This window comes from Lysobacter sp. P5_B9, from assembly GCF_054049835.1.
Genome location: NZ_JBFULP010000010.1, coordinates 1 through 12634, shown reverse-complemented (window position 1 = coordinate 12634; position 12634 = coordinate 1). Strand labels below are relative to the sequence as shown.

The following is a 12634-nucleotide window of genomic DNA, read 5'->3' as shown; positions in this document are numbered from 1 at the left end:
CAAGGGCAGGGCGGGCTTGAAGCTGTGGTCGCGGTCACGCTGCGGATATTTCGCCGCCTGCGTCGCCGAGGGGCGCGGTCAGTAGCGGCGGTTGAACAGGTCGCGCGCCAGCACCCAGACCACGATCAGGTTGACCACCAGCACGGTCACCGCCAGCCAGCCGGGATGCTGGACCAGCGCATACACATCGAGGGGCAGGTACACGGCGGCGCTGATGCAGCCCAGCCACGATCCCCACCTGCGCACGCGCCACAGGCCCCAGGCCTCGACAAAACGCAGCGCCGCATAGCCGAAGCCGATCGCCGCGGCCAGGTGCACGGAACCGGGATTGATGACGTGGGACAACCAGTCGATCGCGCCGTGGTGCGGATCGAGCTGGAAGCGGTTGATCAGCTCATGCAGCCAGCGCTGCAGCGGGGCAGGGCCGAGGATTTCCAGGCCGCTGGCCGCCACCAGGGCGAGCAGGCCCTTGGCCGCTTCGAAGATCGCGATGACATGCAGTCCCGGATGCGCATGCGGATCCGGGTTGTAGTGCGGATGCTGATGCTGGGCGACGTCGGTCATGGACAGGCGACGCCCGTGGCAATCAGCAGCATGGCTTACGCGGCGCGCGAGGCGCGCTTGCGATCGCTTTCGGTGAGGAACTTCTTGCGCAGGCGGATTTCCTTCGGGGTGACTTCGACGAGCTCGTCCTCCTCGATGAAGTCCAGCGCCTGCTCAAGGGTGTACTTGATCGCCGGCGTCAGCTTGATCGCGTCATCCTTGCCCGAGGCGCGCATGTTGGTCAGCGGCTTGGGCTTGATCGCGTTGACGGTCAGGTCGTTGTCCTTGGAGTGGATGCCGATCAGCTGGCCTTCGTACACCTGGTCGCCTTCCGCGGCGAACAGGCGGCCGCGCTCTTCCAGCGGGCCGAGCGAGTAGGCCGGGGTCGTGCCGGGGGCATTGGCGATCATCACGCCGTTGATGCGCTTGGCGATCGCACCGGTTTCCTTCGGACCGTAATGGTCGAACACGTGGAACAGCAGGCCCGAACCCTGGGTGAGGGTGCGGAACTCGTTCTGGAAGCCGATCAGGCCACGCGCCGGGATCATGTAGTCCAGGCGCACACGGCCCTTGCCGTCGGATTCCATGTTCTTCAGCTGGCCCTTGCGGGTGCCCAGCTTCTCCATGACGCCGCCCTGGTGCTGCTCCTCGATGTCGACCACCAGCTGTTCGATCGGCTCCATGAGCTTGCCGTCGATTTCCTTGATGATGACTTCCGGGCGCGACACGGCCAGCTCGAAGCCTTCGCGGCGCATGTTCTCGATCAGCACCGAGAGATGCAGTTCGCCACGGCCCGAGACCAGGAACTTGTCCGGATCGGAGCCTTCCTCGACCTTGAGCGCCACGTTGTGCAGCGTTTCGCGCTCCAGGCGCTCGCGCAGCTGGCGGCTGGTGAGGAACTTGCCGCCGCTCAGTTCCTTGTTGCCGGCGAACGGGGAGTTGTTCACCTGGAAGGTCATGCTGATGGTCGGCTCGTCCACGGTGAGGGCGGGCAGAGCTTCCGGGGTGTCGAGTGCGCAAACCGTGTCGGAGATCGACAGGTCGGCGACGCCGGAGATGGCGACGATATCGCCGGCCTCGGCTTCCTCGGTCTCCAGGCGCTCCAGGCCCATGAAGCCCAGTACCTGCAGGACCTTGCCCTGGCGCTTCTTGCCTTCACGGTCGACCACGCTGACCGGCATGTTGCGGCGGACCTTGCCGCGCTGGATGCGGCCGATGCCGATCAGCCCGACGAAATTGCTGTAGTCCAGCTGGCTGATGCGCATCTGGAACGGACCGTCGAGGTCGACCTGCGGCGGCGGGACGTGCTTCATGATCGCTTCGTACAGCGGGGTCATGTCGCCGTCGCGCGCGGCATCGTCGAGGCTGGCATAGCCGTGCAGCGCCGAGGCGTACACGATCGGGAAATCCAGCTGCTCGTTGGTGGCGCCGAGCTTGTCGAACAGGTCGAACACCTGGTCGATCACCCAGTCCGGACGCGCGCCGGGGCGGTCGATCTTGTTGACGACCACGATCGGCTTGAAGCCCATCGCGAACGCCTTCTGGGTGACGAAGCGGGTCTGCGGCATCGGGCCGTCCATCGCGTCGACGAGGATCAGGACCGAGTCGACCATCGACAGCACGCGCTCCACCTCGCCACCGAAGTCGGCGTGTCCGGGGGTGTCGACGATGTTGATGCGGTTGCCCTGCCAGGTGATGGCCGTGTTCTTGGCCAGGATCGTGATGCCACGTTCCTTTTCCTGGTCGTTGCTGTCCATCGCGCGTTCGGCCAGCACCGTGCGTTCGGACAGGGTGCCCGACTGCTTCAGCAGGCAGTCGACGAGGGTGGTCTTGCCGTGGTCGACGTGGGCGACGATGGCGATATTGCGCAGGCGTTCGATAGACATGCAGGAAGGCGCCGGCGAGGACGCAAAGTCAGCGGAAGGAAGCCGGTAAGTATAGCCCGCCCCGATTACCCGCGTCCTGTTCAGGTTGAACAGCTGCGGTATTCTTGTCGGTCCTGTTCACGGACCCCATATCGGGCCGTGAATTCCACTACCGGAGCCGTTCCCCATGAGCCTGATCGCCAATTTCGACACCGACCGCGGCACGATCCGCGTCGAACTGGCCGCCGACAAGGCGCCGCTGACCGTCGCCAACTTCGTCAACCTGGCCCAGCGCGGTTATTACGACGGTCTCAAGTTCCACCGCGTCATCAACGAGTTCATGGTCCAGGGCGGCTGCCCGCTGGGCACCGGCACCGGCGGCCCGGGCTACAAGTTCGAGGACGAGGCCAACAACGGCCTGCGCCACGAGCGCGGCGTCCTGTCGATGGCCAATGCAGGCCCCAATACCAACGGCAGCCAGTTCTTCATCACCCACGTGCCCTGCGGCTGGCTGGACGGCAAGCACACCGTCTTCGGCAAGGTGCTCGAGGGCCAGGACGTGGTCGACTCGATCAAGCAGGGCGACAAGATCAACTCGCTCAAGATCGAAGGCGACGCCGCCGCGGCGCTGGCCGCCAAGGCCGACCGCGTGGCCGAGTGGAACAAGATCCTCGCGGCCTGAGTCGGCCGGGTGGAGCAGGGAAGGGGCGCGCAAGCGCCCCTTTTCATTTGGGCCGGCGGAAAACTGCGTGGCTGCCACGCAACACTTGCGCCGCTACAATATGAAGCTTCCTCTCCACAGGTTCCGCCCCATGCCTCAGCTTGCCCGGCGCATCGGTCGCGCCAAGCCCAGCGCGATCATGCAGGTGGCCGAGAAGGCCAAGCGCCTCAAGGCCGAAGGCCGCGACATCATCAGCTTCTCGATCGGTGTCCCCAACTTCCTCCCCGCCGAGCATGTCTACGCCGCCGCGCGCGAGGCGCTGACCAAGGACAGCGGCCAGTACGGCAGCAACCGCGGTGCCGACGTGTTGCTGGATGCGTTCCTTGCCCATATCCACAAGATCGGCCTGGACGGCTACGCCAAGGTCAACGTCGCCACCGGCATCGGTGCCAAGCACGTGATCTACAACCTGGCCGAGGCATTGCTCGACGAAGGCGACACCATCACCTTCCCGACGCCGTACTGGACCAGCTACCTCGACATCGCGGAAATCGTCAACGCGAAGATCGACCTGCTGCCGTGCCCGCCTTCGCAGGACTACAAGCTCACGCCGGCCCAGCTCGACGTGGCGTTGGCGAAGAAGCCCAAGGTGTTCCTGTTCAACAACCCTTCGAATCCGACCGGGATGGTCTACTCGAAGGAAGAAATCAGCGCGCTCGCCGACGTCGCCGCGAAGTATCCCGACACCTGGATCATCACCGACGACATCTATAACCGCATGGTGTTCGATGGCGTGGGTTACCACAACTTCGTGCACGCACGGCCGGAACTGCGCGACCGCGTGATCTTCATCGACTCGCTGTCAAAGACCTACGGCATGCCGGGCTGGCGCGTTGGCTTCATGGCCGGTCCCGAAGTGGTCGCGCAGGCGATCGCGACAATGAACTCGAATCACATCACCAACATTCCGGAAATCGTCACCGCCGCCGCGGTGGCCGCGCTGTGCGGACCGCAGGACGTGCCGACGCAGAAGAACGCCGAGTTCCAGGCCAAGCGCGACCAGGTCATGGCGGTGATGAATTCGCTGCCGGGCGTGGTGTGCCCGCGTCCGCAGGGCGCGTTCTACGTGTTCCCCGACGTCAGCGTCGCCTTCGGCAAGACCCACGGTCCGACCGGCATCAAGGTCAACAACGATGTTGATTTCTGCGATGCGCTGCTCGAAGCCAAGGGCGTGGCCTGCGTACCCGGCTCGGCTTTCGGCGAGCCGCGCGCGCTGCGCATCAGCTACACCTGCCCGACACCGCAGCTTGCCCCGGGCCTGCAGCGTTTCCAGGACTTCTTCAACGAACTGTCCTGATCCAACGATCCGTTTGTCGCGGGGCGCGTGAACGCCCCGCCTTTCCATCCAGGAGTTGCCCCACATGAAGACCCCCGTCCGCGTTGCCGTCACCGGTGCTGCCGGCCAGATCGGCTATGCCCTGCTGTTCCGCATCGCCTCCGGCGAAATGCTTGGCAAGGACCAGCCCGTCATCCTGCAGATGCTGGAGCTGCCGATGGAGAAGGCCCAGGCCGCGCTCAAGGGCGTGATGATGGAGCTCGAGGACTGCGCGTTCCCGCTGCTCGCCGGCATGGTCGGCACCGATGATCCCAAGGTCGCGTTCAAGGACGCCGACTACGCCCTGCTGGTCGGCGCGATGCCGCGCGGCCCGGGCATGGAGCGCAAGGACCTGCTGCTGAAGAACGCCGAGATCTTCACGGTGCAGGGCAAGGCGCTGAACGACGTGGCCTCGCGCAACGTCAAGGTGCTGGTCGTGGGCAACCCGGCCAATACCAACGCCTACATCGCCATGAAGTCGGCACCGTCGCTGCCGGCGAAGAACTTCACTGCAATGTTGCGCCTCGACCACAACCGCGCGCTGTCGCAGCTGGCCAGCAAGGCCGGTGTCGCCGTCGCCGACATCGAGAAGATGGTCGTGTGGGGCAACCACAGCCCGACCATGTACCCGGATTACCGCTTCGCAACCGTCAATGGCGCGTCGCTGAAGGACAAGATCAACGACGCCGACTGGAACGCCAACACCTTCATTCCGGTGGTCGGCAAGCGCGGCGCGGCGATCATCGAGGCGCGCGGCCTGTCGTCGGCCGCCTCGGCCGCCAATGCGGCCATCGACCACATGCGCGACTGGGCACTGGGCACCAACGGCAAGTGGGTGACGATGGGTGTGCCGTCGGACGGCAGCTACGGCATCCCGGAAGGCGTGATGTACGGCGTGCCGGTGACCTGCGCGAATGGCGAGTACACGCGCATCGAAGGCCTGCCGGTCGACGATTTCAGCCGCGCGGCGATGGACAAGACGCTGGCCGAACTGGAAGAAGAGCGTGCCGGTGTGGCTCACCTCCTGGGGTGAGCGGACTTGCGAGCCACGGGTCGTGCCGACGGACACCCGTGCCGGCGCGAACCGGGCAAGCAGTAACAAGAGTGCACAGTGGGGCGGCTTCGGCCGCCCCATTGCTTTGGAGCGCCAGAGCCGCCCACGGGGGGGTGATCGGGGGGCAACCAGCCTGGGGCACTCGGCTAAAATGGCCGGTCCCTCTGGAGAAGCCATGACCACGTCACCCTCCGCCGGCGCGCGTTTCCGTGCTGCCGTTGCCGAAGAATCCCCGCTGCAGGTGATGGGTGCCATCACCGCCTACGCCGGCCTGATGGCCAAGCGTACGGGCTACAAGGCGTTGTACCTGTCCGGCGGCGGCGTCGCCGCCAATTCGCTTGGCGTGCCGGATCTCGGCATCAGCACGATGGAGGACGTCCTCACCGACGCACGCCGGATAGTCGACGCAACGCAGATGCCGCTGCTCGTCGACATCGACACCGGTTGGGGCGGAGCCTTCAACATCGGCCGCACCATTCGTTCCTTCATCAACGTCGGCGTTGCCGCCGTGCACATGGAAGACCAGGTGGGGCAGAAGCGCTGCGGCCACCGCCCGGGCAAGGAAGTGGTGTCGAAGGACGAAATGGTCGATCGCGTGAAGTCCGCCGTCGATGCGCGCACCGACGACAGCTTCGTGATCATGGCCCGCACCGATGCCGCGGCCGTGGAAGGCGTCGATTCGGCGATCGAGCGTGCCGTGGCCTATGTCGAGGCCGGCGCCGACATGATCTTTCCTGAAGCGATGAACTCGCTCGACGACTACCGCCGGTTCAAGGCAGCGGTGAAGGTGCCGATCCTGGCCAACCTCACCGAATTCGGTTCCACCCCGTTCTTCACCACCGGTGAACTGCGTGATGCCAATGTCGACATCGCGCTCTACTGCTGCGGTGCCTACCGTGCCATGAACAAGGCGGCGCTCAACTTCTACGAGACCGTGCGTCGCGAAGGCACGCAGAAGAACATTGTCGACACGCTGCAGACGCGCGCCGAGCTGTATGACTTCCTCGGCTATCACGCCTACGAGGACAAGCTCGACGCGTTGTTTGCCGGCGGCAAGGACTGAACATGCGGGGTCGGCCGACGGAGCGGAACAGGTTCACGCGATGCGTGCCCCCTGTAGCCTCCTCCGCCGGCGCGTCCGTCCGCCCTCCGACTGCGGCGAGCGCGATCTGGCCCGCCGCAGTCGTCGCGACCCCCAATGGTCGCATCCAGGCTATTTCCTACAACAGAAAACGCCGCTGCTTACCGATTCCGGACACGGCAATGACAAGCAGGATGAACAACATCCTGCTGCAACCCCAAGGAGAGATCCGATGACCGATTCCGCTGCCCAGGTCCTGCCGAAGGCCAAGAAATCCGTCGCCCTGAGCGGCACCGCCGCGGGCAACACCGCGTTGTGCACCGTGGGCCGCAGTGGCAACGACCTGCATTACCGCGGGTACGACATCCACGACCTCGCAACGAAGTCGACGTTCGAGGAAGTCGCACACCTGCTCGTGCACGGGGCGCTGCCCACGCAGTCGCAGCTCAATGCCTACAAGGTCAAGCTCAAGCGCCTGCGTGGCCTGCCTGCGATCGTTCAGGAAGCACTGGAGCTGGTGCCGGCGAACGCGCATCCGATGGATGTGCTGCGCACCGGTTGCTCCGTGCTGGGCGCCGTACTGCCGGAACGCGAGGGCCACCCGGCGTCCGAGGCGCGCGACATCGCCGACAAGCTGATCGCCAGCTTCGGTTCGATGCTGCTGTACTGGTGGCACTTCACCCGCAATGGACGCCGCATCGACGTTGAAACCGACGACGACAGCGTCGCGGCACATTTCCTGCATCTCCTGCACGGCGAAGAGCCGTCCGCCCTGCATGCCGACTCGCTCGACAAGTCGTTGATCCTGTACGCGGAACACGAATTCAATGCGTCGACCTTCACCGCGCGTGTCATCGCCGGCACCGGGTCGGACCTGCATTCGTGCATCACCGGCGCGATCGGCGCATTGCGCGGTCCCAAGCACGGCGGCGCCAATGAAGTGGCGATGGACATCATCAGCCGCTACAACAGCGCCGACGAGGCCGAAGCCGATATCCGCGCGCGCATGGAACGCAAGGAGATCATCATCGGCTTCGGACATCCGGTCTACACCATCGGCGATCCGCGCAATCCGATCATCAAGGAACTCTCGCGCAAGCTGTGCAAGGACGGCGGCAACCAGACGCTGTTCGACGTGTCCGAGCGCATCGAGAACCTGATGATGGACACCAAGAAGATGTTCCCGAACCTCGACTGGTACTCGGCATCGGCCTACCACATGATGGGAATCCCGACGCCGATGTTCACGCCGCTGTTCGTCATCGCCCGCACCACCGGCTGGAGCGCGCACGTCATCGAGCAGCGCGAGGACGGCAAGATCATCCGCCCGAGCGCGAACTACATCGGGCCGGAAGATCGCGCATACGTGGCGATCGACAAGCGCTGACAACGCGCGAGGTGCCGTCCTTGAGCTGGTTCATCCCGGAAGGTCAGTTCAGGGCGCACCTGCTGGTCGCCGCAGTCGCCTTCGTGGTGACGGCGCTGGTGGTGGTGATCCATTACGAAGGGGTGCATTGGCTGGCGCGCCGCTATTCGCGGCGCGCGCCCAGGCACGACCGCGGCGCGATGCTCCAGATCATCTTCGCGTTGTTGGGGCTGCACATCGTGGAGATCTGGTGTTATGGCCTCACTTATTGGGGCCTGATCCAGGTGCCGGGGACCGGATTCCTGCATGGCAACCCAGGCACCGACACAGTCTTCGACGCGGTCTACCTGTCGGCGATCACGTTCAGCACCGTCGGGTTTGGCGACCTGGCGCCGGTGGGCGCCATTCGGCTGGTATCCGGCATGGAGTCCTTGACCGGATTGTTATTGATCACCTGGTCGGCTTCCTTCACTTACCTGGAGATGTCGCGCCTTTGGCGCGAGCCAGCCTCGCGCTGATGGATTGCGAAGCCCGAAAAAAAGCCGCGCATTGCGCGGCTTTTTGCTTCTTCCAGGGGGCTTTCGGATCAGGTCCTGCGCGGCTTGAGCGATTGCACCTTATAGAAGGTGTGATCGCCGATCGTCGCCACCTGGTAGGCGTTGCGCCACGTAGGACTGGCGATGCCGAGCGCGGCGAAGTGGCTGGCGCCCGGAACGATTTCCTTGCGCTTGCCGGCGGGCAGCGACCAGTTGTTCTCCGCCTCCAGCGCCACGGTCACGGCCTGCGCCCAGGCTTCGGTATTGCCCAGTTGCGTCGAGGGCGAGACCAGGGTCGGCGCGAACTGTTTGCGGGCCGTCACCACGTCGCACACGGTGTTGCCCCACAGGCCGCTGTCACGGCGGCGCAGGGCGACCTCGGCCACCGCCTGTTGGCCACGGACCGACTGGTCGCGGGCTTCGAGGTAGACGGTGGTACTCAGGCACAGCGAATCGGCTGATTGCGGTGGCAGCACGGACGCCAGCCACAGGATCCAGGCGAGTTTCATGTCGTACTCCTTGCTCCGTTGGCCGGTCCGCACGTCGGCGTCGTCTCCATTCGGGAGGCGGCTGCCGGGGGCGGGATCCGGTATGGCGTACTGGGGAGGGCGGCACGCTCTCTGGCGTGCTTTGCCCGGGCATCGGGACCGCGCGAGGGCGCGGGCGTTGCGACGGTGCCGCCGGGGGGCGGCTGAAAAGTTGGCGCACGGTAGCGGCGGTTTTCCTAACCGTAGCTGAATTGGTGAAGCCGGTCACGGATTGTGCCCAGCCCGGTCCGGTGCTAGGCGCGAGTATCCGTCATGGAGGGTCAGCGGAAGGCGAAGGCGTCCAGGGCGAGGGTGCCCAACTCGTGCGAGCGATGCAGGACTTCGACTTCCGGGTCGGCCCCCGCGGCGCCCAACGCGACGAACAAGGGCATCAGATGCTCCGTGGTGGGGTGGGCGTGCCGGGCATTGGGCGCCTGCGCCTGCCAGTCGAGCAGGGCGGCCCAGTCATGGCTGGCCAGCTTCTCGTGCATCCAGGAGGCGAAGGCAGCCGCCCAGGGGGCCAGCGGGACATCGCGGTGCTGCCAGTCCAGGTCGCCCAGGTTATGGACGAAGCCGCCGGAGCCGATCACCAGCACGCCTTCCCCCCGCAGGCCGGCCAGCGCCTGCCCGAGCGCGAAGTGCGCGGCGGCATCGGCAAGGGGATTCACCGACAGCGGCACGACCGGAATATCCGCCTGCGGATACATGCGCCGCAGCGGCACCCAGACGCCGTGATCCAGGCCATGGCCGGGGCGCACCCTGGCCGCCAGGCCGGCGCTTGCCAGTCGCCCGGCGATGTCTTCCGCCAGTTCGGGCGAACCGGGCGCGGGGTATTGGAGCTGGTACAGCGGTTCTGGAAATCCGCCGAAGTCGTGGACGGTATGCGGTTGGGCATGGCCCCCCAGCACGGGCCGGTCGGTCAGGAAGTGCGCAGAGGCAACCACTATCGCGCGGGGGCGGGGCAGGGCCGCGCCGAGCCCATCGAGGAAGCGACCCGCCGGCGAGTCGTCCGTCGCCAGCATCGGCGAGCCGTGGGAGAGGAAAACGGTGGGCAGGCGTTCGATATCCATGCCGTCAGGGTGAGCCCGGCACCGCTGGATTCCAAGCACGCCCTTCGCGTCGATGCGTTCCACAATGCGCGAGCCGTCCGGCATCCCGCCCGGCGAAATGCGCCGCGGCCAACCCCGCGAGCGTCGCCCACCTGCGGAGCACACCCATGGGCCAGTTCAACACCCGTTCTACCGTCCGCCCGGAGCCCGACCCGCCGATGGCGGAGATCGCGGACTACGTTGTCGATTACCGGATCGATTCCCGGGAGGCCTTCGACACCGCACGCTACATGCTGCTCGATTCACTGGCCTGCGCCGCGCTGGCAATGGACCACAAGGAATGCGTGAAGCACCTCGGGCCGCTGGTTGCCGGCGCCGACATGCCCGGTGGTGCGCGCGTGCCATTCACCTCGCACGCGCTGGACCCGGCACAGGGCGCCTACAACATCGGCGTCCAGATCCGCTGGCTCGACTTCAACGACACCTGGCTGGCCGCGGAGTGGGGGCACCCGTCCGACAATCTCGGCGCGATCCTCGCGGTCGCCGACTATCTCGGCCGAAAGGCGGAGCGGGAAGGCGGCAAGGCCCTGGCCATGAGGGAGGTGCTGGGTCATGCGATCAAGGCGCACGAAATCCAGGGCTGTTACGCGTTGAAGAATTCGTTCAACCGCGTTGGCCTTGACCACGTGATCCTGGTGCGCCTGGCCTCGACCGCCGTCAGTACGCGAATGCTCGGCGGCGGCAGGGACGAAGTGATCACCGCCATCTCGCACAGCTGGATCGACAACGGCGCGCTGCGCACCTATCGCCATGCCCCCAATACCGGCCCGCGCAAGAGCTGGGCCGCTGGCGATGCCTGTCGCCGTGCCGTCATCCATGCGTTGAACGCGGTGAAGGGCGTGGTTGGATACCCGAGTGCACTGAGTGTTCCGACCTGGGGTTTCTACGACATCGCCTTCGAAGGCAAGCCGTTCGAGTTCGAACGCCCATTGGCCAGCTACGTGATGGAGAACGTGCTCTTCAAGATCAGCTTTCCGGCCGAGTTCCATGCGCAGACCGCGGTCGAATGCGCGCTGCGGCTGCACGACCAGGTGAAGGATCGGCTCGACCAGGTCGAACGCATCGAACTGGAAACCCAGGAGGCGGCTATCCGCATCATCGACAAGACCGGCCCGCTCGCCAACTACGCGGACCGGGACCATTGCCTGCAGTACATGGTCGCGGTGCCGCTGGTCTTCGGTCGCCTCGTCGCGACCGACTACAGCGATGCAGTGGCCGCGGACCCGCGCCTCGATGCACTGCGCGACAGGATGGTGGTGAAGGAGAACCCACGCTTCACCCGCGACTACTTCGATCCGGACAAGCGCTACATCGGTAATTCGGTGCAGGCCTTTTTCAAGGACGGTACGGCCACCGCCAAGATCTCGATCGACTACCCCCTGGGCCACCGCAAGCGCCGCGCCGAAGCGATCCCTTTATTGATGGCCAAGTTCGAAGCCGCGGTCCGCACGAAGCTGCCTGCCGCCAATGTCGAGACCCTGTTGGCACTGGCCGGCGACCCCGAAAGGCTGGATGCCCTCCCGGTAACTGCCTTCATGGCGCTGCTGACAAGCGCAGGCGTTTCAAATGCGGATTCAGACTTGTACGAAACACGTATTTTTTAACACTGCTTTCACGAGGGGGTACCTAGCCTGCGCGGGTGGCGTGTCGTTCAGGTATGCCATCCCCCAAGACCAAGGAACCCCGCAGTGGCGGCTTTCCAATTCAAAGGAGCACAAGATGAATAAGAAACTCCTCTGCGCCGCCCTGCTGGGTGGGCTGAGCCTTGCCCAAGTAGCGCAAGCGCAAGACTTCGATGACCGCTGGTACCTGACCGGTGCTGTAGGTTTCAACTTCCAGGACAACGATCGCGGCACCGGTAACGACCCCTTCGTGAGCCTCGGCGTCGGCAAGTTCTTCACCGACAACTGGTCGGTGGATGCCGAGTTGAATTACCAGAACCCCAACTTCGACGACAACCAGGACCTCAACTGGAGCCAGTACGGCATCTCGTTCGACGCGCGCTATCACTTCATCTCTGAAGGCCGCAACTGGAACCCGTACCTCATGGGTGGGCTGGGCTATCAGCGTTCCGAGGAAGAGTTCGATGCATTCCCGAACGCGGACTCGCCGGACCAGCGCAAGGACGGTAACTTCGCCGCCAAGGTCGGCGCCGGCATCCAGGCCGACATGGGTCGTTGGGGCGTCCGCACCGAACTGGCCTACCGCGCCGACTTCGACGACCAGAGCGTGCACTCCGACTCGAACTGGTACGGCGACATCCTCGCCTCGGTCGGCATCATCATCCCGCTGGGTCCGGAACCCGTGGTGGCCGCTCCGCCGCCGCCGCCGGCTCCGAGCTGCGCCGATGGCGACGACGACGGCGACGGCGTGAACAACTGCGACGACAAGTGCCCGGGTTCGCAGGCCGGCCAGACGATCGGTCCGGACGGTTGCCCGGTGCCGGTGTCGATCGACCTGAAGGGCGTGAACTTCGACTTCGACAAGGCGACGCTGCGTCCCGACGCGGTGCAGATC

Annotated in this window: 12 protein-coding genes; 8 read left to right on the top strand and 4 right to left on the bottom strand. The window is 65.3% G+C overall.

From position 1 onward, the window contains the following. Window positions 1-78: 78 nt before the first annotated feature. Both ACXJJ9_RS16255 and typA read right to left on the bottom strand, forming a co-directional pair. Window positions 79-564: a DUF2127 domain-containing protein gene (locus ACXJJ9_RS16255; protein WP_457098163.1), complete on the bottom strand. Its 486-nt coding sequence runs from the start codon at window positions 562-564 to the stop codon at window positions 79-81. 35 nt (window positions 565-599) lie between these two features. Continuing rightward, complete coding sequence (gene typA / locus ACXJJ9_RS16250) at window positions 600-2429, bottom strand: translational GTPase TypA (protein ID WP_457098162.1); 1830 nt, start codon at window positions 2427-2429, stop codon at window positions 600-602. A gap of 166 nt (window positions 2430-2595) precedes the next feature. Here typA and ACXJJ9_RS16245 point away from each other — a divergent pair, with 166 nt between their 5' ends. The 6 genes from ACXJJ9_RS16245 (at window position 2596) to ACXJJ9_RS16220 (ending at window position 8463) form a co-directional block, all read left to right on the top strand. Next, entirely contained in the window at window positions 2596-3090 is a 495-nt protein-coding gene (locus ACXJJ9_RS16245; RefSeq protein WP_310053754.1) for a peptidylprolyl isomerase, read from the top strand. A 130-nt stretch (window positions 3091-3220) separates the two neighbouring features. Further along, a complete protein-coding gene (locus ACXJJ9_RS16240) occupies window positions 3221-4426 on the top strand; it encodes a pyridoxal phosphate-dependent aminotransferase (protein WP_457098161.1) in 1206 nt (401 codons plus the stop codon). Window positions 4427-4490: 64 nt separating this feature from the next. Next, window positions 4491-5477, top strand: coding sequence for a malate dehydrogenase (locus ACXJJ9_RS16235; RefSeq protein WP_310053752.1), 987 nt, complete (start codon window positions 4491-4493; stop codon window positions 5475-5477). Window positions 5478-5673: 196 nt separating this feature from the next. Further along, entirely contained in the window at window positions 5674-6561 is an 888-nt protein-coding gene (gene prpB / locus ACXJJ9_RS16230; RefSeq protein WP_457098160.1) for a methylisocitrate lyase, read from the top strand. 250 nt (window positions 6562-6811) lie between these two features. Further along, window positions 6812-7966 (top strand): bifunctional 2-methylcitrate synthase/citrate synthase, encoded by a 1155-nt coding sequence (gene prpC, locus ACXJJ9_RS16225; RefSeq protein ID WP_310053750.1) that lies wholly within the window; start codon window positions 6812-6814, stop codon window positions 7964-7966. A gap of 20 nt (window positions 7967-7986) precedes the next feature. Next, window positions 7987-8463 (top strand): potassium channel family protein, encoded by a 477-nt coding sequence (locus ACXJJ9_RS16220; RefSeq protein WP_457098159.1) that lies wholly within the window; start codon window positions 7987-7989, stop codon window positions 8461-8463. 68 nt (window positions 8464-8531) lie between these two features. Here the strand turns inward: ACXJJ9_RS16220 and ACXJJ9_RS16215 are convergent, their stop codons facing one another. Next, the gene (locus ACXJJ9_RS16215) at window positions 8532-8990 is read right to left on the bottom strand and encodes a cell wall hydrolase (RefSeq protein ID WP_457098158.1); all 459 of its coding nucleotides are present in this window, start codon (window positions 8988-8990) and stop codon (window positions 8532-8534) included. Between the two features lie 299 nt (window positions 8991-9289). Next, window positions 9290-10072, bottom strand: a complete 783-nt coding sequence (locus ACXJJ9_RS16210; RefSeq protein ID WP_457098173.1) for a dioxygenase family protein — start codon at window positions 10070-10072, stop codon at window positions 9290-9292. A gap of 152 nt (window positions 10073-10224) precedes the next feature. On the opposite strand from ACXJJ9_RS16210, the gene ACXJJ9_RS16205 reads away from it, so the two are divergent. Both ACXJJ9_RS16205 and ACXJJ9_RS16200 read left to right on the top strand, forming a co-directional pair. Continuing rightward, window positions 10225-11721, top strand: a complete 1497-nt coding sequence (locus ACXJJ9_RS16205; protein ID WP_457098157.1) for a bifunctional 2-methylcitrate dehydratase/aconitate hydratase — start codon at window positions 10225-10227, stop codon at window positions 11719-11721. Between the two features lie 115 nt (window positions 11722-11836). Beyond that, a partial coding sequence (locus ACXJJ9_RS16200) for an outer membrane beta-barrel protein (protein WP_457098156.1) occupies window positions 11837-12634 on the top strand: 798 nt, incomplete at its 3' end.